The sequence below is a fragment of the Nocardia sp. NBC_01499 genome (assembly GCF_045040275.1).
Lineage (GTDB): Bacteria > Actinomycetota > Actinomycetes > Mycobacteriales > Mycobacteriaceae > Nocardia.
On sequence record NZ_CP109426.1, the window covers coordinates 6,052,123 to 6,072,626 of the forward strand.

Below are 20,504 nucleotides of genomic sequence, written 5' to 3' on the forward strand. Positions count from 1 at the left end.
TTGCTCAACTGGCCTTGCTGTCGAGCGTGCTCGGATCTGTGACCAGCCGTCGGACGCCCTTCTCCGGCCTCCGCGTCTCACCGGCACTGTGCGCGACGGTTCGCCGCGACCGCCATGCGTACTGCGCAACCTCTGTTTCGCCTGGTCGCCGGGCCAGTTGGGGCTGTCGGACGAGCGGGGTCAGCTTCGGTTGTTCGCTCTGCTCGGCTGGAACCGCCTCCTGCTCGATGTGGCTGATTTCCTTGGCAACTGGCAGTTTCGGCTCCGGCAGATCGCCGCGCCCGTAGATCGCGGAAAGATCCGAGTGGCGCCGCTGCTCGTCGTAGTACGAGGCGGTCCAGTCCGACATCGGGCCGCGCGGGCGGAACCGTTCCAGCCGGAACGCCCGTTCGGTGCCGCTCGGCAGGTAGTGATAGATCAGATAGCCGAACACGGCGACGACTAGCAACGTGAGGAAAGTGGTCATTGTGCAAGCCTGCGCCCCGACTGGCCTTGCTTTAAATATCCACTCCCCTAATACTGGACCTTATGGCGACGAGAGTAATCGGCGCGGGCACCTTGGCTCGCGACCTTGGCCGGTGGCGGAATCTTGATGCGGACGGCGAGATCGAGTCGACTCGGCGATCCACCCGCCCGGCGTATCTCGCACTCGCCGAAGGCATTCGGTTGCTGATCCACGACGGACGCGCCCCGCTCGGCGTCGCGCTGCCGAGCGAACGCGACCTCGCCACCACCCTCGGGGTCAGTCGCACGACGATCACGTCCACCTACTCCCTGCTGCGCGAGAACGGCTACCTGATCAGCCGCCAGGGCTCGCGCAGCACCGTCGCCCTGCCGCGCGACGTGCAGCACGACGGCAGCAAACCGGCAAGGAGCATCCTGGCGATGATGGCGGCCTCCGAGCTGCCGACCATCGACATGACCTATGCCGCGATGGCCGCACCGCTGGAAATGCAGGAGGCGTATTCGGTTGCGCTGGAAGGCCTTCCGGCCTACCTCGGCACCCACGGCATGGACCCGGTCGGCGTGCTCGCGCTGCGCGAGGCGATCGCCCGCCGCTTCACCCAGCGTGGCCTGCCCACGGAACCGGACCAGATCCTGGTCACCCTCGGCGCCCAGCACGGCCTGCGCCTGCTGCTGAATGTGCTCACCGCACCCGCGGCCAGGGTGCTCATCGACCACCCCACCTATCCCAACGCCATCGAGGCGATCCGCGATGTCGGCGCAAGGCCGGTGCCGGTGCCGCTGCGTCCCGAATCACCGGACAAGGGCTGGGATCTCGACGGAATCCGCAGTGCCGCAAGGCAAACCGCCGCGACCCTGGCCTACCTGGTGCCCGACTTCAACAACCCGACCGGCCTGGTGCTCGACGCGGAGGGTCGCGCGGAACTGGCCGCCATCGCCAGGGAAACCAGGATGACCGTGGTGATCGACGAGTCGATGGGTGACCTGCACCTGTCTGGCGAGCCGCAGCCGCCGGTGGCCGCCTTCGCCAAGGGCAACGAGATCGTCACCATCGGCTCGGCCTCGAAGTCGTTCTGGGGTGGCCTGCGGGTCGGCTGGATCCGCACGAACCAACCGCTGATCACCAAGCTGCTCGGCATCCGCTCCACCGTCGACCTCGGCACCCCGGTGATGGACCAGCTGGCCACCGTCCACCTGCTCGCCAACGAGGGCCCGATCCTGCATCGCCGCCGCGATCAGCTGCGCGCGCAACGGGCCGCGCTGGTGGAGGCGGTCGCCGAAGAGCTGCCGGAGTGGCGGCTCGGCTACGGCACGGGCGGCATGTCGGTGTGGGCGCAGCTGCCGGCGCCCGTCTCCACCGCACTGGCCGCCACCGCGCCCAATCACGGCGTATTGCTTGCCGCCGGACCGAGATTTGGCGTGCAAGGCGCTTTCGAACGCTTCATCCGGTTGCCCTTCACCCACCAGGAACCCGAACTCCGCTTGGCGGTCAAGGCGATGGCTGCCGCCTACGAGGCGCTGACCCCGCGCGCCGCCGACGCGCTCCAGCCGCTCACCTGCTACTGATGTTATTGCGCCGCAAGGGTTAACGGGTCGGCGTCTACTGGCGTCGACCGGTACCGACGCCGCCGAGCAGCGTGTCGATGACGCGACTCGCGAGGGTATCCGGGTCGGCGGTGCCGTCCAGTTCGGTATTGCCGTGCACGGTCTCGTTGATCAGCGCGAGATAGACCCGCCGGACCCAGGTCAGGTCGGCGTCGGCCGCGATGAACCCGTCGGCGCGCGCTCTGCCGAGCACCGCGTCGCATTTCGCGAAGACGTCCGACTGCAGTTCGGCGACCTCGGGGTCGGTGTTGTCGACCCGATCGAGTGCGTAGGAAGCCCCGTACTTGATCTCGATGACGTTCGCGGTGGCCTGATGCAGCGCGACCAGTGGCGGCGCGGTCCTCGGCCGTGCGGCGTCGACCGCGGCCGTGATGCTTCGCCAGGCGGCGACCGCCATGGTGCGCACCAGATCCTCGCGATTGGCGAAGCGCCGGTGCACGGTCGTGCGGGCGACTCCGGCGGCCTCGGCGATCTGCTCGAGCGTCGCGTTGGGGTTCTCGCTCAGTACCCGTTCCGCGGCGTCCAGGATGGCGCGGACGGTGCGCTCGGCATCGGCGCGCAGCGGACGTGCGGAAGTGGTCGACATGGGGCTCCGTTCAGTGAGATCTGCTCTAGATAGTACATGCACGCGTCCGCTCGCCATTTATGCGCGACATTTATGTTGCAGTTAATGAGAAACTAGCTACGTTATGTTGCATGACATCAAGGAAGCTGGAAATGACCCGCACTGGAAAGACCGCTCTCGTCGCCGGCGCCTCGTCCGGCATCGGCGCCGAGTTTGCCGCCACGTTGGCAGCCCGCGGCGGCGACCTCGTCCTGGTCGTCCGCTCGCTGCCGCGTCTGAAATCCCTTGCCGCACAACTGTGTCAGCGCCACGACGTCCGAGTGGATGTCATCGGGCAGGACCTCACCATGCCTAACGCCGCCGTGCGGGTAGCGAATGAGCTTGTCGCACAGTAACTTTTGGTCGACATCCCAGTTAGCAACGTGGGATTCGGCAACGCGGGCCGCTTCGAGGATCTCGGCGCTGATCGCGAACAGGATCAGCTGATGATCAATGTCGTTGCGCTGGCTGGGCTTACCCGCCGCCTGATCCCCGGCATGCGCGAGCGCGGCAGCGGCGAGATCGTCGGCACCCGTGGGTTGGCCGACGGTGGTCGCCCGATCAACGCGGAGCCTGCCGCGACCACCGCCTGATCCTGCCTCTCGCGGATACCTGAAAGGCCCCGGGTAAACCCAGGGCCTTCGTATCGAAAGGTCAGTTCGCCCAAACGGATTCGATCGGTGTCGCCTCGTTGGGCGGCGGGGTCGGGATGCCGTTGGGCGTGCGGGAGAAGCGCGGCGCCGGGGCGTGCTGGGTGATGTTGTCGACCTCGATCAACGAGCCACGGGCCGCGATGTGCTCGTTCTTCGTTGCTTCCTCGAAGGTGAGGACGGGGGAGACGCAGGCGTCGGTGCCGACGAAGATCGCCGCCCACTCGTCGCGGGTCTTGGCCCGGAAGCGTTCCGTGAACAGCTTTTTCAGCGTTTCCTGACCCGCCGGATCGATCTGGTAGGGCAGACCCTCCGGATCGATTTCCAGACCCGCGAGCAGCTGTGCGTAGAACTGCGGCTCGATCGCGCCGACCGCCATGTACTTGCCGTCGGCGGTTTCATAGGTGTCGTAGAACGACATTCCGGTGTCGAGCAGGTTCACGCCGCGCTCGTCGGACCACGCGCCGTACCCGCGCATACCCCAGATCATGTGCGAAAGGGCAAGTGCGCCATCGACCATCGCGGCATCGACGACCTGCCCCTTACCGGAGGTCTGCCGCTCGACGAGCGCGGCGAGCAGGCCGAACACCAGGAACATCGAGCCGCCGCCGAAGTCGCCGACCATGTTCAACGGCGGCACCGGGCGCTCACCCTTGCGGCCGATGGCGTGCAGCACGCCGGTGATGGAGATGTAGTTGATGTCGTGTCCGGCGCGATCGGCGAGCGGACCCTCCTGGCCCCAGCCGGTCATCCGCCCGTAGACCAGTCGCGGGTTGCGGGCGAGCGCGTCGTCCGGGCCGAGCCCCATCCGTTCGGTCACGCCGGGCCGGAAGCCCTCGATGAGCACGTCCGCCTTCTCGACGAGCCCGAGCACCTTCTCGATGTCGGCTGGGTCCTTGAGGTTGGCCTCGACGATGGTCCGCCCGCGCTGCTGCGGCCGGTCGAACCCGCCGGGCAGCTGCCCGGCGCGCTGGATCCGCACCACGTCGGCGCCAAGGTCGGCCAGCAGCAGCGCGGCGTGCGGGCCAGGGCCGATACCGGCGAGCTCGATGACCTTGATGCCCGCGAGCGGGCCCTTGACGGCGGTGGATGGAGTGCTCACGCGCTACCTCGGTTCGTCGTTGATCCAGCGCGCCGGCGGCCCGGCGCTCCTCCGGGAGCGGCCCGGAGGGTGTATTGACAGTATGACAATAACGTTGCCGCAACCACCGCGGCCTTCGCCGGGGCACCCTGCCGTCCCGTCGGTGCGTCGGCCGCGAATTCGTACTGTGGTCAACCCGGCTTACAGTTTCACCGCTGCCGCTCGGCTATCGGCGGCAAGCCGGGCGCTGAGAGCCCTTGGTACTCGGTCGATTCCGCGAATCAGCTGGATTCGCAAGCGTACTGGGCAGTAGCCGGATTGCGAAGGCACGTGTGCTTTCGGTGCTGAGGGATCGTGCGGTCGCTCGCTATTACCAGTCGCGCGCAGACGCCTGTTGATTGCCAAACGCCGCGGTGGTTCACTGAAAATACGCGACCGCTATGAATGGTCCCGGCAGTCTGGAGGGGGCGTGTGAACCTATCAGTCGAGGTCGCCGATCTGCGGGGCTGGGCGGAGCAGGTCGGTCGCGCGGGCACGGACACCTTCGAGGGGCATAACTACGCGCAGCGCAATATCGTGGATGCCGATTTCGGTAAGATTCTGGAATTGATAACGGAGGACTACGCCAAGCTGTTGCCGGCACTCGGTGACGTCCTACTCGCCGACAGTGAGGGTATGGATAAAACTCGCCGGGCACTTCTTTATGCCGCTGACGAGTATCGAAGGACCGATCGGAACTTCGCCAGCGAAATCGCGAAGCTCGACGATTCCCCGCTGATAGTCGTCGATGACGGCGTCGCGGATGGATTCGACGATATCGCGCCCGGTGCGGCCAGCCTGGTCGCCCCGACCGTCGACGGCCGGGCGTTGCACGAGGTCTCCTTCGGCATCTTTCTTGATCCGGTATGTAAGCTGCTGACATTGGTTGGCGGGCCGGACCCTCGTGAATACATCACCAAATGGATAACCGGCGATATCAAGAAGGCGGGTACCCAGGTATCGGCTTGGCGGCATGTCGCCGAGTGTGCCGAGGCGGTGCGAGCAAATCTCGAGCACGGACAAGCCTCGGTTTCCAAAACCTGGGTCGGGAAAGCGTCGACGGCCGAGGCGGCGTACTTCAGTAAATGGAACACCGCGTTCGGTAATCAGAAGGCGGCCATGCAGCAGATGGCCAACAATTTGAGTGACGCCGTTGACGAGGCGGTCAAGCTCGCGCAGGTCGTGGTCGACATCGTGATGACCGTGGTGTCGCTCGCTACTGCGGCGCTCGCCAATGCGGCGATACCGCTGTTCGGGCAGATCAAGCTGATCAAGAGCGCAAAAGAAGCGATTACCATGATAAACAGTGCACGCAAGGTAATCGTTGTCTTCTGGCAATTACTGAATACTATCAAAGTGTTCATCATCGCAACCGTTGCGACGTTCAGTCGGACGTCGCTGCCTGTGGCACCGAATGTTGGTTGAGGACAGCCATGCCGATAAGTTCTCCCGGCTCCGATATACGGGCCGCTATTTCCCGGCTCGATGCGGCCATCGACCAAGCCGAACAGGATCTCGCCAGCTACAAGCAGCGGAATCAACCGACGGCGGCGGAGCTGCAACAGCTCACGGAGAAAGCGTCGAGTGGGGAATTGGGTGCGGATATGCAGGCGGCGGCCGGTTTAGTATCGAGTGGCGCGGAGACGTGGATGGGCCTCTTCTCCGGTGTGTCGGCGTATTCACATTTGCTGGAGAGTCATGTAAACCGAATGGTCGCGGAACATAGCGGTGCGATACAGGCATCGATAGCAGGTGATGGGAGTTTTCATCCGCTCCCCGATGATCTCTACAAGTAGCGGTCAGCGGATTCCCCAGAAAGCTGCCATCAGCAGGACATCGGCGATGATCACCCCGATAATGACAAGCCATTGCCGACCAAGTGACCAGCGACGTTTCAACGCTACGGCGACAAGGGCAATTCCGATTACTCCGGCAACGATATAGCCGACCATCCATGCCGGGCTGCCCGACGTCGCACCGATTACGATAACGATGATCGAGAAGAATACGGTTCCGACAAACAACTGATCACGCAGGAACCCTTCAGCAAAGGCGATCGATACCCAGCCGACGAGGCGGGCGAGCGCGCCCTTGGACCTTTCCGGCTTCGCCGTATTGTCGAACGTGTCGGCCTGGCGGTACGCCGCACGAAACAACGGCCCGTCCTCGGCGTCACCACTCATGGTCCGATGGTAGCCCTCATCGCCTACACGCACTCTTGAATGGAAAGCTGGAATGTTCCAGTTGATCATGGAATACCTTGTGAAACAGCATCTTCCGCACCGGCGTCACGCGAATGAATCTTCGCGCGAACGAAACCGGCTACCTGCCAGTCGTTTCCGAACACCCTCCGTCGTGCACCGACTCACTCGATACGACACAATCCCAGCAGCGCGACATTCGGGCGAGCGTCCGGTGCGGCAGTGCGGTGAGGTGGAAGTCATGCGAGAACCCAACGAGGCCTGGTCATGAGTGGTGCGGGTGAGGTAGTCGTCGGCCTGGTTATCCTCGTCGGCCTGCTCGGCATCATCGTCCCGATCCTGCCCGGCGTCATCCTGATCTTCGGCGCAATCGCGGTCTGGGCCTTCATGACCGGCGGCAGCACCGCCTGGATCGTCTTCGCCATCAGCACCGCCCTGCTCGTCATCTCCGGCGTCATCAAATACACCTGGCCCGGCCGGAAGATGAAGGACGCGGGCGTCGCCAACCGCTCCCTCATCCTCGGCGCGGTCCTCGGCATCATCGGCTTCTTCGTCATCCCCGTGGTAGGCCTGCTCGTAGGCTTCGTCCTCGGCGTCTACCTCGCCGAACTCCACCGCCTCCGCATCGGCCGCCAAGCCTGGCAATCGACCGTCCACGCCCTCAAAGGCGTAGGCCTGTCCATGCTCATCGAACTCCTCGGCGCCCTACTCGCCACCGGCGTCTGGCTGATCGGCGCGATCGCCACCTAGCCCACTCGACCGCTATTCGATGATCGGCAGCGGGATGGTATCCGCCGCTTCGAGTTTGGGGAGACTGTCGCGGCGGATGGGCAGGGTTGGTTGTTCGGTGGTGTACAGGGGGAGTGTGGGGGCCGGGTCGGCGGGCAGCGGGCGGACCCGGGCGGGGAGCCGATAGAACGCGCGGGCGTTGTCCTCCAGGACGGCGAACATATCGGTGCCGACCACGTCGCAGAGGAGGTCGACATCGGAATCCTGGAAGGGGCGGCCCGCGCGGGTGCCGGGTAGGTCGGTGCCGAACATCAGGGCTTCCGGGTTGACCGCGTGGATGCGTCGCAGGGTGTCGGGAACGTTCAACGCGACCCGCCCGAAACCCGTCGCCTTCACCTTCGCCCCCCGATCGACCAGGTCGAGCAGGTACGGCAGGCCCTCGTCGGACATGCCGAGGTGATCGATCGCGAAGACCGGAAGCTTGGAGATGACCGGTTGCAGCGAGGCGAGCATCTGACCGTCGATGTACACCTCGACATGCCAACCGACGAGTTCATGGGCGCGCAGGGCCTGCAGTGTCATGCCGGTGATGTCGGCGGCGGCGCGTTTGAGGTTGAACCGCAGGCCGCGCACGCCGATCCGGTCCAGTTCGATGATCTCGTCGTCGGTGGCGTCAAGGTCGAGCCGGGTGACCCCGACCCAGCCCTCGCCCAGCTCGGCGAGGGCCGCCTTCAGATACGTCTGGTCGGTGCTCTGGAAGGACCCGCTGACCACGGCTCCGCCGCCGACATCGAAGCGCGACATGCGCTTTCGATAGTCGGCGATGGTGAATGAGCCGGGCAGGTAGCCCTCGTTCTCGAACCGCGGGAACCGCGGATCGAAGATGTGGAGATGGGCATCGAACACCTGTACAGAATGCCTCAGTGCGAGTCTTTCCGCTGTCGCGGACCTAACAGCGAGTCGGCCTAGACCTTGTGCGGCTCGCTGGCCCGCAGCATGTCTTCGCGCTCGACGACCTTGACGCGCTCACGGCCCTCCGGCTCGCCCAGCGAGCGCTCGTGCGCGTCGAGGCGGTACCAGCCCTGCCAGGTGGTGAACGGGATGCCCTTGCTCTCCAGGAACTCGGTGACGGCGTCCAGCTCCGGCTGCGCGGCCGGGGTGAAGTTCGCGCTGTCGTCGAGCAGGCAGGCGACGGTCTCGTTGGCGTCGCCCTTGGTGTGGCCGATGAGGCCGACCGGGCCGCGCTTGATCCAGCCGGTGACGTAGGTGGCCGGGACGTAGCGGTCGGCGCCGTCGGCGTTCTCGTCGCCGATCACCCGGCCCGCCTCGTTGGGCACGGTGCCGGCCTGGTCGTCGAACGGCAGGTTGGTCAGGTTCTGCGACAGGTAGCCGACGGCGCGGTAGACCGCCTGCACGTCCCATTCCTTGAAGGTGCCGGTGCCCTTGACGTTGCCGGTGCCGTCGAGCTGGGTGCGCTCGGTGCGCAGGCCGACGACCTTGCCGTCGTCGCCGATGATCTCGGCGGGCGACTCGAAGAAGTGCAGGAACAGCTTGTGCGGGCGGTTGCCGACGTCGCGAATCGCCCACTGCTCCAGCGTGTTCGCGATCATGTCGACCTGCTTGGAGTGGCGGCGCGCGGCCTCGGAGCCCTCGTCGTAGTCGATGTCCTCGGGATCGACGATGACCTCGATGGTCGGCGAATGATCCAGTTCGCGCAGCTCCAGCGGGGTGAACTTGGCCTGCGCCGGGCCGCGGCGGCCGAACACGTGCACCTCGAGCGCCTTGTTGGCCTTGAGGCCCGCGTAGACGTTCGGCGGGATCTCGGTCGGCAGCAGCTCGTCGCCGGTCTTGGCGAGCACGCGGGCCACGTCGAGCGCGACATTGCCGACGCCGAGCACGGCGACCTTCTCCGCGTCGAGCGGCCAGGTGCGCGGCACGTCCGGGTGGCCGTCGTACCAGGACACGAAGTCCGCGGCGCCGTAGGAACCGTCGAGGCCGATGCCGGGGATGCCGAGCGCGCGGTCGGCGTTGGCGCCGGTGGAGAAGATGACCGCGTCGTAGAACGTGCGCAGATCATCGAGGGTGATGTCGGTGCCGTAGTCGATGTTGCCCAGCAGGCGCACCTGCGGCTTGTCAAGGACCTTGTGCAGGGCGGTGATGATGCCCTTGATGCGCGGATGGTCCGGCGCGACGCCGTAGCGGATCAGCCCGAACGGCGCGGGCATGCGCTCGAACAGGTCGATGCTCACCTCGGCGTCGGATTTCATCAACGCGTCGGCGGCGTAGATCCCGGCCGGTCCGGCGCCCACGATGGCGATGCGGAGCGGGCGGTTAGCTGCACTCTGTTCGGTCATCTTTTACGCGCACCCTTTTGGTCGAGAAACAAATACGGCGTACTCCTTAGCCTAGGCTAAGTTACGCGCTGACTGGTTGCACCTGACGATGCGGACACTGGAGTTGTCGGCTCGTGGCCACCCCAGCCGCGGCTATGACAGCAGGCCGCAGTCTTGCGATTCTATCGGTGACGGGGACGGTAGGCCCCGGTGCGGTGCGTGAACTGAATGGATGCCACGCGACCCGTTCGCTGGGTTCACCGGAACGGGTGTCGTTAATCCCGGCGTGGCGCAGTCGACTTCGCTCACCGCGCGGGGGCGGGCGCCGGATACCGCCGCCGACCAGGGATCATCGTCCTATGAGTGAGCAGCAGTCAGCCGCGGAAGACGAAGTCATCCAGGTCGATCAGACCGACAAGCGCTCCGTGGCACCGTTCATCGCGGCCGCCGTCGTCGCGGTGCTCGTGCTCGCCGGGATCATCATCGGCGGGCTGATGTCGCCCGCTGAGAAAAATGTCACAGAAGCGGACAAGATCGCCGCCGCGGTACGCGACTTCGTCGAGGGGTCCAACAAGACCGATTCGGTGCCCCCACCAGGCGCGGGCTGCCCCGGCTTCGACCCGAAACGGTCACCGCTGGCCGGGCGGTCCGGCGGCGGAAAGACCGTGGAAATCACCAAACTCGTCGATCCGAGCGTCGATGGCGACCGCGCGAAGGCGACGGTCACCACCAAGGTCGACGGCGACGAGGCGACCGCGACCTGGAATTTGACCCGATCCGGGGACAAATGGCTGGTCTGTAATTGAGCATTCTCATACCGTGAGCAGCCGTTTGACAGGGTGACCCTGATCAAGGCAATCTCAGCAGAAGGTCATGAGAACCAGTGTCAAGCCCCGGCAATACTGGTCGGCAACCCTCCTCCGCGGTGGGGTGCTCCGGGTGACGACCTGGCCGCGCGTCAAACCTGTGCGCGGCAAGTGCGGATTCTAGGAGGGTCCAGATGAGTTATGCCGGTGACATCACCCCGCAGCAGGCCTGGGAACTGTTGCGGGACAATCCCGAAGCCGTCCTGGTCGACGTGCGCACCGAGGCCGAATGGAAGTTCGTCGGCGTGCCGGACACCAGTTCGATCGAGCGCCCGACGGTGCTGATCGAGTGGGTCGATTCGACCGGGACGCGCAATGGCGAGTTCACCGAACAGCTGGTCACGGCGCTCGACGGACACGATCCGGCGGCCCCGGTGATCTTCCTGTGCCGCTCGGGGCAGCGCTCCATCGGCGCGGCGATCGCCTCGACGCAGGCCGGGTTCGGCACCTCGTACAACGTGCTGGAGGGCTTCGAAGGCCCGGTCGACGCGGACGGACATCGCGGCGGCAGCGGCTGGCGTGCCCTCGGATTGCCTTGGCGGCAGTCATGAGTAGCTGCTGTTCGGTCGACGCGTTGTCGCGGAGCTCTGTCGGGAGGCAGTCGTGATCACCGGTGGTGCGTTCGACAAGCCGCTGCCCGAGGGCGTCGGCCCCGCGACCCTGGGTGTGCGAGGTGGGTTGCGCCGCTCCGGTTTCGAGGAAACCTCCGAGGCGCTGTACCTGACCTCGGGCTTCGTCTACGAGAGCGCCGAGGCCGCCGAGGCCGCGTTCACCGGCGACGTCGAGCATTTCGTCTACTCCCGCTACGGCAACCCGACGGTCGCCATGTTCGAGGAGCGGATGCGGCTGCTCGACGGCGCCGAGGCGTGTTTCGCGACCGCGAGCGGAATGTCCGCGGTATTCACCGCTTTGGGCGCGCTGCTCGGCGCCGGTGATCGACTTGTGGCCGCGCGCAGCCTGTTCGGGTCCTGCTTCGTGGTGTGCAACGAGATCCTGCCGCGCTGGGGCATCGAGACAGTCTTCGTCGACGGCGAGGATCTGGACCAGTGGGAAGCGGCGCTGTCGGTGCCCACTCAGGCGGTGTTCTTCGAGACACCGGCGAACCCCATGCAGACCCTCGTCGACGTGCGCCGGGTTACCGAGCTCGCACATGCCGCGGGCGCGAAGGTGGTGCTGGACAACGTCTTTGCCACTCCGCTGCTGCAGCGTGGTTTCGACCTTGGCGCCGACGTTGTCGTCTACTCGGGCACCAAGCACATCGACGGCCAGGGCCGGGTGCTCGGCGGCGCCATCCTCGGCGCGAAGGACTACATCGACGGTCCGGTGAAAACGCTGATGCGCCATACCGGTCCGGCGCTGAGCCCGTTCAACGCGTGGACGCTGCTCAAGGGTTTGGAGACAATGCCGCTGCGCGTGCGACATTCGACCGAATCCGCACTGCGCATCGCCCGCTTCCTGGAGACCAACAAGGCCGTCAGCTGGGTGAAATACCCCTTCCTGGAATCACATCCGCAACACGACCTTGCCACCAGCCAGATGAGCGCGGGCGGCACCGTCGTCACCTTCGAGCTGAACGCTCCCGCGCACGAGGCCAAGAAGCGCGCCTTCGAAGTCCTCAACCGCCTACGCATCGTCGACATCTCCAACAACCTCGGCGACGCCAAATCCCTGATCACCCACCCCGCCACCACAACACACCGCGCGATGGGCCCCGAAGGCCGAGCCACCATCGGCCTCTCCGACGGCGTAGTCCGCATCTCCGTCGGGCTGGAGGACGTAGCGGACCTCCTCGCCGACCTCGACCACGCTCTGAGCTAGCAACGACAAAGGCTCCACACGGTGCACACGTGTGGAGCCTTTGTCGTTGGATCAGGCCAGCGCGCGGAGGCGGGGGGCCAGGTCGCGCTGGAAGAGGTCGAGGAAGCGGCGTTGGTCGTGGCCGGGGGCGTGGAAGACGAGGTGGTTGAGGCCTGCGTCGAGGTAAGGCTTGATGAGGTCGACGGTCTGGTCGGGGTCGCTGGCGACGATCCAGCGCTTGGCGATCTGCTCGATCGGGAGGGCGTCGGCGGCGGCCTCCATTTCGATCGGGTCGGTGATGCTGTGCTTCTGTTCCGGGGTGAGGCTCAGGGGAGCCCAGAAGCGGGTGTTCTCCAGTGCCAGTTCGGGATCGGTGTCGTAGGAGATCTTGATCTCGATCATCCGGTCGATGTCATCGACGGTGCGTCCTGCCTTGGCGGCGCCCTCGGCGACGGCGGGCATCAGCTTCTCGGTGTAGAGGTCCATGCCCTTGCCCGAGGTGCAGATGAAGCCGTCACCCGCGCGGCCCGCGTAGCGCGCGACCAGCGGCCCGCCCGCGGCGACGTAGATCGGGATACCACCCTTGGGCACGTCGTAGATGGACGCGCCGACGGTGTTGTAGTACTCGCCTGCGAAGTCCACCCGGTCGCCGGTCCACAGCGCGCGCATCAGCTCGACCGACTCGCGCAGCCGCGCGAAACGCTCCTTGAACTCCGGCCATTCGCCCTTGTACCCGGTGGCGATCTCGTTGAGCGCCTCACCGGAGCCGACACCGAGCATGATCCGGTCGGGGTACAGACAACCCATGGTGGCGAAGGCCTGCGCGATCACCGCCGGGTTGTATCGGAAGGTCGGCGTGAGCACCGAGGTACCGAGCTGGATCCGCTTGGTGCGCTCGCCGACCGCGGCCATCCAGGCCAGCGAGAACGGCGCGTGCCCGCCCTTGTGCCGCCACGGCTGGAAGTGGTCGCTCACCGTGGCACTGTCGAGGCCGTGTTCCTCGGCGAGCACCGCGATCTCCACCAGTTCGCGCGGCCCGAACTGTTCCGCCGACGCCTTGTATCCGAGCTTGAGCTCACCCATGTGCGCCACTCCTGTCGCTTCGCTGCACACCTGCGGTGCGGGCGTTCCCGCACACCGTTGTCGGCCGCAGACACGCTGCGGTCATGTCTCGCTTCAACCGGCGCGGGATCGCGAACGTTCCCGCGCCTCGGCGATCATTCGAGCACTGTCCCGCGCTTTTCGCATATACGTCATACGGCCGTCTTCGACCATAGTCAGCGGCACCCGAGGGTGTGCGAAGGGTCGCATCGAGTCGGACTTCCCCCCACGGAGGTGTCCGGTAGGCGTACCTCCGCATTCGCTCCGGCCATGCGCGGTTTGCGGACGGACTCCGTCCGGCTGTGTCTCTAGTGGGACAATTGTCTGGTGACTGATGAACCGATCCTGTCCTATCTGACCGACATGGACGGTGTGCTGGTGCACGAGGACCAACTGGTGCCGGGCGCCGACGAGTTCCTCGCCGAGCTGCGCACCAACGAGACGCCGTTCCTGGTGCTGACCAACAACTCCATCCGCACCCCGCGCGACCTGCAGGCCAGGCTGCGCCACACCGGGCTCGACATCCCGGAGGAGGCGATCTGGACCTCCGCGCTGGCCACCGCCACCTTCCTGGACGAGCAGCGGCCCAACGGAACCGCCTACGTGGTCGGCGAATCCGGGCTCACCACGGCATTGCACGAGATCGGCTACGTGCTCACCGACAGCAACCCCGACTACGTGGTGCTCGGCGAGACCCGCAACTACTCCTTCGAGGCGATCACCACCGCGATCCGCCTGATCGAGCGCGGCGCGAGCTTCATCGCGACCAATCCCGACCCGACCGGCCCGTCCCGCGACGGCTCGCTGCCGGCGACCGGCTCGGTCGCCGCGCTGATCACCCGGGCCACCGGCCGCGACCCGTATTACATCGGCAAGCCCAATCCGCTGATGATGCGTTCGGCGTTGCGCCGGATCGGGGCGCATTCGCAGTCGACGGTGATGATCGGCGATCGGATGGATACCGATGTCATCTCCGGGCTGGAGGCGGGGATGCGCACGATTCTGGTGACCACCGGCATTTCGACCCGTGCGTCGGTCGAGGCGTACCCCTATCGGCCGACGATGGTGATCGATTCCGTCGCCGATCTGGTCGGGCGTACGAAAGAGCCCTTCTCCGACTAGATCGCGTGATTGCTAGTCAGACGCACCAAGGAACTCTGCCGACTAGCTCGCGTGACGACGGGATATGGCCGAGCGGCTCAGGTCTCGTTGCTCTGGCCGTCGGTGATGGCGTCGAGTGCGGCGGATAGTTCGGTCAAGGCGTCGACGGTCGCGGCGAGTTGGTCGTAGCCGAGTTCGTCGACCAGCCGCTTGGCGACCACGGCGTGCTGTGGATTGATGCGGCGCACCGCCGCGAGGCCCGCGTCGGTGACCGCGACGAGCTTCGCGCGGCGGTGCGCCGGATTCGGGCGATACTCGGCAAGACCCTTGTCCACCAACAGATCCGCGATCCGTTGCACGCTTTGCCGGGTGATGCCCATATCCCTGGCGATGCCAGCCACCGGCAGCGGTTCGGACAGCACCGCGCCGAGCACCTGCCACCAGGCCGCGGTGAGCCCGGCGGGGCGGGCCAGTTCTTCGGCGATCGCGAGGAACTGCCCGTTCAATCGGAATGATGTGATGGCGGCCGTAGCGAACAGCTCCTGTTCGTTCCGAGTCACGTGCACCTCCTGGCGATCCGGCCATTCGATCGGATCGCCGTGCGATTCTTCCTCATCCGGCGTGCGCCGCCGACCGCTGCGCTTCGTACTCGGCGAGAACGGCCCAGCCCGCCGGATCGGAGTGTCCGTACAACCGGTACCACCCGTCGAGCACGTGCGGCTCGTACACGCCGAGCCGTCCGAGCGCCGCGCGAGCGAATTCGAACGGCGAGGTGCCGCCCGCCGTGATCAGATCGCCGTCGGTCACCGCGGCCTCCTCCAGGTAACCGTCGGCACCCGCGTATCCGCTGTAGAGCAAGAACTCCCGGACATTGCTCGTGTGCTTGCGAGTGTCGAGCAGACCCTCCTTGGCCAGCCCGAGTGTCGCGCCGCAGATCGCCGCGACCGGAACCCCCGCGTCGAGGAACTCGCGCGCCTTACGCGCGAACGGCATCAACTCCGCGCCCTCCCACGTGTCGGCACCGGCCAGGATCAGCATCGCGCTCTCGGTAGGCGTGAGATCGGCGAGCGCCATCTCCGGCACGATCCGCATCCCGCCGAGCGTGGTGATCGGATCACCGGTCAGCCCAACGGTTTTCGTCTGCCACGTCCCCGGCTCCCGCTGCCAGGTTGGCCGGTTGACGTGCGCCGTGGTGGCACCGATCTCCCAGTCGGCGAAGGTGTCGTAGACGGCCACATGAACTGTTCTCTTAGTCATGACAGTATGCTGTCATATTTGACAGCATACTGTCAATGGATTGGCGATGCGGCATTAAGCTGGGTATATGCGGATCTCGGTTGCTGCGGACGAACGCGTCGGAGTAGCACAGGAACTGATCGAGGAGCTGGCTCGCCGCGGACACGAGACCGTCCTGCACGGAGCGCTCGCCACGTCCGAACGAAACGACTGGGCCTGGGCAACCGAAGCGGCCGCCCGCGACGTCGCGCAGGGCCACGCCGACCAGGCAATCGTCTGCTGCTGGACCGGAACCGGCGCCTCGATCGCCGCCAACAAGGTCACCGGCATCCGCGCCGCCCTCTGCGCCGACGCCGCGACAGCCAAGGGCGCCCGCCAATGGAACAACGCCAATGTCCTTGCCCTGAGCCTACGTTCGACCTCCGCCCCCGAACTCCAAGAAATCCTCGACGCCTGGTTCACCACCGACCCAAGCCCCGACCCCGACGACCAGGCGAACGTCGCACATCTGTCGGAGATCGAGCGCGCCGCGCAGTGAGCTATGCCCGGTGCAGGGCGAAGATACGCAGGTCGCGGGTGGTGCGGTCTTTGTAGGCGGCGTAGGCGCCGGTGATTTCTACGAAGCGGGCGAAGATGGCGTCTTTGGCCTCGGGGTCGACCAGGGTTGCTTGGACGGGGAGGCGGTGGCCTGCGATGGCGACGGTCGCGGCGGGGGTGGCCAGGAGGTTGGCGGTCCAGGCTGGGTGGCGTTCTTGGCCGAAGTTGCTGCCGATGACGTAGAGGACGTCGCCGTCGTGCACGTAGAGCAGGGGCTGGGTGCGCGGCTGGCCGGATTTGCGGCCGATGGTGGTCAGCAGGATCACCGGGGCACCGATCGGACCGAGCACGGTGTATTTGGCGTTGGTGCGCTCGAGCAGGGCGCGATCGAGCGGGGTGATCTTGCGGATGAGCCAGGAACCGGGCTTGGTCGCGGCGAATCTGTTTGCTAGTCGGGAGAACACGGTGGTGCGCGAACCCCACTGCCGGTTCGGAAATTGCTCAGCCATGCTCGGACTATATCGGTGGTGAGATCGGCTTGTCGCTGGCGAACTCATAGCTTGCGCACATGGGTAACTCGCCGGGCGCCGGCTGGCTCATTCACCCTGGTCACCGCCGGTCGTCAACGCTACTGTGGCCGCGCCCAGGTCTGGCTTGGATACGCGCAGAGGCGGATGAGCCTCGCATAGCGGCCTTGATTGCCGCTCGTTCACTAAGCTCTCGATATGGCCGATCACGCTCCATCCACCGTCTACATCGCCTCGCCCGAAGGCGACACCGGGAAGTCGACGGTGGCACTCGGCGTGCTGCAGATGCTGTGCGCGACCACCGCACGGGTCGGGGTGTTCAGGCCGATCACCAGGTCGACCACCGAACCCGACTACATCCTCGAGCTGCTGCTCGAGCACAGCACCGCCGATATCGACTACGCGCAGGCCACCGGCGTCACCTACGAGCAGGTGCACGCCGACCCGGATGCCGCGATCAGCGAGATCGTGATGCGTTTCCACGAGGTCGCGAAGGTGTGCGACGCGGTGGTGGTGGTCGGCAGCGACTACACCGACGTCGCCAGCCCGAGCGAGCTCCGCTTCAACGCCAGGATCGCGGTGAATCTCGGCGCCCCCGTGCTGCTGGTGGTGCGCGGCTCGGGCCGTTCTCCCGCCGAGGTGAAGCACCTGGCCGAGCTGTGCCAGAGCGAGCTGGTCCTCGAACACGCACAGCTGGTCGCCATCATCGCCAACCGCTGCGACCCGGCCCACCTCGACGATGTCGCCGCCGTCCTGCAAACCTCCGCCGTGCCGACCTGGACGCTGCCGGAGGTGCCGCTGCTGATCTCGCCGACGATGGCCGAGCTGTGTAGCGCCATCGACGGCGAAATGTACAGCGGCGACCAGGAATTGCTGCAGCGCGAGGCGCTGAAGATCATGGTCGGCGGCATGACGGCCGAACACATTCTGGAGCGACTGGTCGACGGCGTCGTGGTGATCGCGCCAGGCGATCGCTCCGACGTGTTGCTGAGCGTCGTGAACGCCCATGAGGCGGAAGGCTTTCCGTCACTGTCCGGCATCATCATGAACGGCGGCATGCTGCCCCATCCCGCGGTGGCGCGGCTGATGTCCGGCTTGAAGCCGAAGCTGCCGATCCTCACCACCGAGCTCGGCACCTACGACACCGCGAGCGCCGCCTACCGCACCCGGGGCCGCATGTCGGCCGGTAGCCCGCGCAAGGTCGACACCGCCCTCGCGCTGATGGAGGAGCACGTCGACGCCGGAGAGTTGTTGCGGCGCATCGAAGTTCCGCTCACCACCGTCGTGACGCCGCAGATGTTCGAGTACCAGCTCATCGAGCGCGCGCGGGCCGACCGCAAGCGCATCGTGCTGCCCGAGGGCGACGACGACCGCATCTTGCGCGCGGCGGGCCGGGTGCTGCAGCGCAAGATCGCCGACCTGGTGATCCTCGGTGACGAGCAGTCGGTGCGTGCCCGCGCCGCCGAACTCGGCGTCGACATCTCCGCCGCGCGGGTGCTCGATCCCCGAACCTCCGGCCACCTCGACGATTTCGCCAAGGAATACACCGAGATGCGCAAGCACAAGGGTATGACCGTCGAGCGCGCCCGCGAAACCATGGCCGACATCTCGTATTTCGGCACCATGATGGTCTATAAGGGCATCGCCGACGGCATGGTCTCCGGCGCCGCGCACACCACCGCGCACACCATCCGGCCCTCGTTCGAGATCATCAAGACGGTGCCGGGCGTGTCCACGGTGTCCAGCGTGTTCCTCATGTGCCTGGCCGACCGGGTGCTCGCCTACGGTGACTGCGCGGTGGTCCCCGATCCGACGTCGGAGCAGCTTGCCGATATCGCGATCTCCTCGGCGGCGACGGCGTCCCGGTTCGGCATCGAGCCGCGGATCGCGATGCTGTCCTATTCGACCGGCGAATCCGGCAGCGGCGCCGACGTGGACAAGGTGCGGGTGGCGACCAAGCTGGTCCGCGATCGGGCGCCGGAACTGCCGGTGGAGGGCCCGATTCAGTACGACGCGGCGATCGAGCCGACCGTCGCCACCACCAAGCTGCCGGATTCCAAGGTGGCTGGCAAGGCGACGGTTTTCGTGTTTCCCGATCTCAATACCGGCAACAACACCTACAAGGCGGTGCAGCGCAGTGCGGGCGCGATCGCGATCGGCCCGGTGCTGCAGGGCCTGCGTAAACCGGTCAACGACCTGTCCCGCGGTGCGCTGGTCGCCGATATCGTCAATACCGTGGCGATCACGGCGATCCAGGCGCAGGGCGAGTGAGGGTGTCTGTCGGGACACAGCTGGCTCGTGATGCGGAACAGGTGGTCGGCGGGCGTGGTTGCTGAGGGAGTGCGGGTACACCGCCGAACACGGGAGGCGTGATGGCTGAGGCTGCCGACGATCTGGTGCTGGTGATCAATTCCGGCTCGTCGTCCATCAAATACCAACTCCTCGACCCGGAATCGGGCGCGGTGAGCGCGTCGGGCATGGTCGACCGGATCGGCGAGCACAATGCCGGGATCGAGCATCACGCCGACGGCGAGACTACCGAGCGCCGCAGTGCCATCGCCGATCACACGGCCGGGTTGCGGCTGATCTTCGACATGTTCGCCGAGACCGGGCACGACCTGGCCCGCGCCGGAGTCCGCGCGGTCGGGCATCGAGTAGTGCACGGCGGTGAGGTGTTCTACCAGCCGACGCTGATCGATGACGATGTGGTCGCGGCCATCTCCGAGCTGTCTTCGCTTGCCCCACTGCACAATCCGGCGAATGTCGCGGGCATCGAAAGCGCGCGCAAGCTGCTGCCCGAGGTGCCGCAGGTGGCCGTGTTCGACACCGCGTTCTTCCACGGCCTGCCCGACGCCGCCAAGACCTACGCCATCGACGCGAAGGTTGCTGCCGCACACGGCATTCGGAAGTACGGCTTCCACGGCACCTCACACGAGTACGTGTCGGGGCAGGTCGCCGAGCTGCTCGGCCGCGACCCGGCGGAGCTGAATCAGATTGTCTTCCACCTGGGTAACGGCGCCTCGGCCTCGGCGATCCGCGGCGGGCACCCGACCGACACCACGATGGGCCTTACCCCGCTGGAAGGCTTGGTGATGGGCACCAGGTCCGGCGATCTCGACCCCGGAATCATCGCGCACCTGATGCGCTCGGCACACCTGGACATCGACCAGATCGACACGCTGTTGAACCGGGACTCCGGCATCAAGGGCCTGTCCGGCGTCAACGACTTCCGCGAACTGCAGCGTCTCATCGAAAACGGTTACGCCGCAGCCACATTGGCCTACGACGTCTACATCCACCGCCTCCGCCGCTACCTCGGCGCCTACCTGATCGACCTCGGCCGCGTCGACGCCATCACCTTCACCGCGGGCGTCGGCGAGAACAGCCCCAAGGTCAGGGCCGACGCCCTCGCCGACCTGTCCCGCTTCGGCATCGAGGTAGACCCCACCGCCAACACCGCCAAAGACCGCACCGCCCGCCGCATTTCCCCGCCCAAGGCACCGGTAGCTGTACTGGTCGTGCCGACAAACGAGGAACTCGCAATCGCCCGCGCCGCCCACCGCATCGCCGAAGCGACCTAAATCCCTTACCGCCAACAGATTTCGCACGAACATGGGTAACTCACCGGGTAC

The 20,504-nt window shown here is 66.1% G+C and carries 23 protein-coding genes and 1 riboswitch; of the genes, 13 read left to right on the forward strand and 10 right to left on the reverse strand.

Features of this window, described 5'->3' with window-relative positions:
* Nucleotides 1-4: 4 nt before the first annotated feature.
* Nucleotides 5-466, reverse strand: a complete 462-nt coding sequence (locus tag OG203_RS27665; protein WP_405160181.1) for a hypothetical protein — start codon at nucleotides 464-466, stop codon at nucleotides 5-7.
* A 62-nt stretch (nucleotides 467-528) separates the two neighbouring features.
* Here OG203_RS27665 and OG203_RS27670 point away from each other — a divergent pair, with 62 nt between their 5' ends.
* Complete coding sequence (locus OG203_RS27670; RefSeq protein WP_405160182.1) at nucleotides 529-2,031, forward strand: PLP-dependent aminotransferase family protein; 1,503 nt, start codon at nucleotides 529-531, stop codon at nucleotides 2,029-2,031.
* 34 nt (nucleotides 2,032-2,065) lie between these two features.
* On the opposite strand, the gene OG203_RS27675 is transcribed toward OG203_RS27670, so the two are convergent.
* Nucleotides 2,066-2,656, reverse strand: coding sequence for a TetR/AcrR family transcriptional regulator (locus tag OG203_RS27675; protein WP_405160183.1), 591 nt, complete (start codon nucleotides 2,654-2,656; stop codon nucleotides 2,066-2,068).
* Nucleotides 2,657-2,787: 131 nt separating this feature from the next.
* On the opposite strand from OG203_RS27675, the gene OG203_RS27680 reads away from it, so the two are divergent.
* Entirely contained in the window at nucleotides 2,788-3,030 is a 243-nt protein-coding gene (locus OG203_RS27680; RefSeq protein ID WP_405160184.1) for an SDR family NAD(P)-dependent oxidoreductase, read from the forward strand.
* Between the two features lie 27 nt (nucleotides 3,031-3,057).
* Nucleotides 3,058-3,267 (forward strand): hypothetical protein, encoded by a 210-nt coding sequence (locus tag OG203_RS27685; protein ID WP_405160185.1) that lies wholly within the window; start codon nucleotides 3,058-3,060, stop codon nucleotides 3,265-3,267.
* 61 nt (nucleotides 3,268-3,328) lie between these two features.
* Here OG203_RS27685 and OG203_RS27690 read toward each other — a convergent pair whose 3' ends face one another.
* A complete protein-coding gene (locus OG203_RS27690; protein WP_405160186.1) occupies nucleotides 3,329-4,426 on the reverse strand; it encodes a CaiB/BaiF CoA transferase family protein in 1,098 nt (365 codons plus the stop codon).
* 450 nt (nucleotides 4,427-4,876) lie between these two features.
* Here OG203_RS27690 and OG203_RS27695 point away from each other — a divergent pair, with 450 nt between their 5' ends.
* Together OG203_RS27695 and OG203_RS27700 are read left to right on the forward strand one after the other, a co-directional pair.
* On the forward strand, nucleotides 4,877-5,869 hold the full coding sequence (locus tag OG203_RS27695; protein WP_405160187.1) for a WXG100 family type VII secretion target: 993 nt from the start codon (nucleotides 4,877-4,879) through the stop codon (nucleotides 5,867-5,869).
* An 8-nt stretch (nucleotides 5,870-5,877) separates the two neighbouring features.
* Nucleotides 5,878-6,240: a hypothetical protein gene (locus OG203_RS27700; protein ID WP_405160188.1), complete on the forward strand. Its 363-nt coding sequence runs from the start codon at nucleotides 5,878-5,880 to the stop codon at nucleotides 6,238-6,240.
* Nucleotides 6,241-6,243: 3 nt separating this feature from the next.
* On the opposite strand, the gene OG203_RS27705 is transcribed toward OG203_RS27700, so the two are convergent.
* Nucleotides 6,244-6,627, reverse strand: a complete 384-nt coding sequence (locus tag OG203_RS27705) for a hypothetical protein (RefSeq protein ID WP_405160189.1) — start codon at nucleotides 6,625-6,627, stop codon at nucleotides 6,244-6,246.
* Between the two features lie 285 nt (nucleotides 6,628-6,912).
* Between OG203_RS27705 and OG203_RS27710 the strand changes: the two genes are divergently transcribed.
* Complete coding sequence (locus OG203_RS27710) at nucleotides 6,913-7,395, forward strand: DUF456 domain-containing protein (RefSeq protein WP_405160190.1); 483 nt, start codon at nucleotides 6,913-6,915, stop codon at nucleotides 7,393-7,395.
* A gap of 12 nt (nucleotides 7,396-7,407) precedes the next feature.
* On the opposite strand, the gene OG203_RS27715 is transcribed toward OG203_RS27710, so the two are convergent.
* Together OG203_RS27715 and OG203_RS27720 are read right to left on the reverse strand one after the other, a co-directional pair.
* A complete protein-coding gene (locus OG203_RS27715; RefSeq protein ID WP_405160191.1) occupies nucleotides 7,408-8,280 on the reverse strand; it encodes an amidohydrolase family protein in 873 nt (290 codons plus the stop codon).
* Nucleotides 8,281-8,339: 59 nt separating this feature from the next.
* On the reverse strand, nucleotides 8,340-9,728 hold the full coding sequence (locus OG203_RS27720) for an FAD-dependent oxidoreductase (RefSeq protein ID WP_405160192.1): 1,389 nt from the start codon (nucleotides 9,726-9,728) through the stop codon (nucleotides 8,340-8,342).
* 338 nt (nucleotides 9,729-10,066) lie between these two features.
* On the opposite strand from OG203_RS27720, the gene OG203_RS27725 reads away from it, so the two are divergent.
* The 3 genes from OG203_RS27725 (at nucleotide 10,067) to OG203_RS27735 (ending at nucleotide 12,391) form a co-directional block, all read left to right on the forward strand.
* Entirely contained in the window at nucleotides 10,067-10,513 is a 447-nt protein-coding gene (locus OG203_RS27725; protein ID WP_405160193.1) for a hypothetical protein, read from the forward strand.
* A 63-nt stretch (nucleotides 10,514-10,576) separates the two neighbouring features.
* Nucleotides 10,577-10,693, forward strand: a riboswitch (SAM riboswitch).
* 14 nt (nucleotides 10,694-10,707) lie between these two features.
* Nucleotides 10,708-11,124: a rhodanese-like domain-containing protein gene (locus OG203_RS27730; protein ID WP_405160194.1), complete on the forward strand. Its 417-nt coding sequence runs from the start codon at nucleotides 10,708-10,710 to the stop codon at nucleotides 11,122-11,124.
* A 52-nt stretch (nucleotides 11,125-11,176) separates the two neighbouring features.
* Nucleotides 11,177-12,391: an O-succinylhomoserine sulfhydrylase gene (locus tag OG203_RS27735; protein WP_405160195.1), complete on the forward strand. Its 1,215-nt coding sequence runs from the start codon at nucleotides 11,177-11,179 to the stop codon at nucleotides 12,389-12,391.
* Nucleotides 12,392-12,442: 51 nt separating this feature from the next.
* Here the strand turns inward: OG203_RS27735 and fgd are convergent, their stop codons facing one another.
* Nucleotides 12,443-13,453, reverse strand: a complete 1,011-nt coding sequence (gene fgd, locus OG203_RS27740) for a glucose-6-phosphate dehydrogenase (coenzyme-F420) (RefSeq protein ID WP_405160196.1) — start codon at nucleotides 13,451-13,453, stop codon at nucleotides 12,443-12,445.
* 381 nt (nucleotides 13,454-13,834) lie between these two features.
* Between fgd and OG203_RS27745 the strand changes: the two genes are divergently transcribed.
* Entirely contained in the window at nucleotides 13,835-14,593 is a 759-nt protein-coding gene (locus tag OG203_RS27745; RefSeq protein WP_405168026.1) for an HAD-IIA family hydrolase, read from the forward strand.
* A 77-nt stretch (nucleotides 14,594-14,670) separates the two neighbouring features.
* Here the strand turns inward: OG203_RS27745 and OG203_RS27750 are convergent, their stop codons facing one another.
* Complete coding sequence (locus OG203_RS27750) at nucleotides 14,671-15,132, reverse strand: MarR family winged helix-turn-helix transcriptional regulator (protein WP_405160197.1); 462 nt, start codon at nucleotides 15,130-15,132, stop codon at nucleotides 14,671-14,673.
* A gap of 52 nt (nucleotides 15,133-15,184) precedes the next feature.
* Nucleotides 15,185-15,829: a DJ-1/PfpI family protein gene (locus OG203_RS27755; RefSeq protein WP_405160198.1), complete on the reverse strand. Its 645-nt coding sequence runs from the start codon at nucleotides 15,827-15,829 to the stop codon at nucleotides 15,185-15,187.
* A 67-nt stretch (nucleotides 15,830-15,896) separates the two neighbouring features.
* Here OG203_RS27755 and OG203_RS27760 point away from each other — a divergent pair, with 67 nt between their 5' ends.
* Complete coding sequence (locus tag OG203_RS27760) at nucleotides 15,897-16,346, forward strand: RpiB/LacA/LacB family sugar-phosphate isomerase (RefSeq protein ID WP_405160199.1); 450 nt, start codon at nucleotides 15,897-15,899, stop codon at nucleotides 16,344-16,346.
* 1 nt (nucleotide 16,347) lies between these two features.
* Here the strand turns inward: OG203_RS27760 and OG203_RS27765 are convergent, their stop codons facing one another.
* Nucleotides 16,348-16,854, reverse strand: a complete 507-nt coding sequence (locus tag OG203_RS27765; protein WP_405160200.1) for a nitroreductase family deazaflavin-dependent oxidoreductase — start codon at nucleotides 16,852-16,854, stop codon at nucleotides 16,348-16,350.
* 216 nt (nucleotides 16,855-17,070) lie between these two features.
* On the opposite strand from OG203_RS27765, the gene pta reads away from it, so the two are divergent.
* Entirely contained in the window at nucleotides 17,071-19,143 is a 2,073-nt protein-coding gene (gene pta / locus OG203_RS27770) for a phosphate acetyltransferase (RefSeq protein WP_405160201.1), read from the forward strand.
* 101 nt (nucleotides 19,144-19,244) lie between these two features.
* Nucleotides 19,245-20,453, forward strand: coding sequence for an acetate kinase (locus tag OG203_RS27775; protein ID WP_405160202.1), 1,209 nt, complete (start codon nucleotides 19,245-19,247; stop codon nucleotides 20,451-20,453).
* Nucleotides 20,454-20,504: the final 51 nt, after the last annotated feature.

Bases quoted from the DNA above. Each gene is read 5' to 3' on its own strand.
- OG203_RS27665 (WP_405160181.1), bottom strand. From the start codon at position 466: ATGACCACTTTCCTCACGTTGCTAGTCGTCGCCGTGTTCGGCTATCTG.
- OG203_RS27670 (WP_405160182.1), top strand. From the start codon at position 529: ATGGCGACGAGAGTAATCGGCGCGGGCACCTTGGCTCGCGACCTTGGC.
- OG203_RS27675 (WP_405160183.1), bottom strand. From the start codon at position 2,656: ATGTCGACCACTTCCGCACGTCCGCTGCGCGCCGATGCCGAGCGCACC.
- OG203_RS27680 (WP_405160184.1), top strand. From the start codon at position 2,788: ATGACCCGCACTGGAAAGACCGCTCTCGTCGCCGGCGCCTCGTCCGGC.
- OG203_RS27700 (WP_405160188.1), top strand. From the start codon at position 5,878: ATGCCGATAAGTTCTCCCGGCTCCGATATACGGGCCGCTATTTCCCGG.
- OG203_RS27705 (WP_405160189.1), bottom strand. From the start codon at position 6,627: ATGAGTGGTGACGCCGAGGACGGGCCGTTGTTTCGTGCGGCGTACCGC.
- OG203_RS27710 (WP_405160190.1), top strand. From the start codon at position 6,913: ATGAGTGGTGCGGGTGAGGTAGTCGTCGGCCTGGTTATCCTCGTCGGC.
- OG203_RS27720 (WP_405160192.1), bottom strand. From the start codon at position 9,728: ATGACCGAACAGAGTGCAGCTAACCGCCCGCTCCGCATCGCCATCGTG.
- OG203_RS27725 (WP_405160193.1), top strand. From the start codon at position 10,067: ATGAGTGAGCAGCAGTCAGCCGCGGAAGACGAAGTCATCCAGGTCGAT.
- OG203_RS27730 (WP_405160194.1), top strand. From the start codon at position 10,708: ATGAGTTATGCCGGTGACATCACCCCGCAGCAGGCCTGGGAACTGTTG.
- fgd (WP_405160196.1), bottom strand. From the start codon at position 13,453: ATGGGTGAGCTCAAGCTCGGATACAAGGCGTCGGCGGAACAGTTCGGG.
- OG203_RS27745 (WP_405168026.1), top strand. From the start codon at position 13,835: ATGGACGGTGTGCTGGTGCACGAGGACCAACTGGTGCCGGGCGCCGAC.
- OG203_RS27755 (WP_405160198.1), bottom strand. From the start codon at position 15,829: ATGACTAAGAGAACAGTTCATGTGGCCGTCTACGACACCTTCGCCGAC.
- OG203_RS27760 (WP_405160199.1), top strand. From the start codon at position 15,897: ATGCGGATCTCGGTTGCTGCGGACGAACGCGTCGGAGTAGCACAGGAA.
- OG203_RS27765 (WP_405160200.1), bottom strand. From the start codon at position 16,854: ATGGCTGAGCAATTTCCGAACCGGCAGTGGGGTTCGCGCACCACCGTG.
- pta (WP_405160201.1), top strand. From the start codon at position 17,071: ATGGCCGATCACGCTCCATCCACCGTCTACATCGCCTCGCCCGAAGGC.
- OG203_RS27775 (WP_405160202.1), top strand. From the start codon at position 19,245: ATGGCTGAGGCTGCCGACGATCTGGTGCTGGTGATCAATTCCGGCTCG.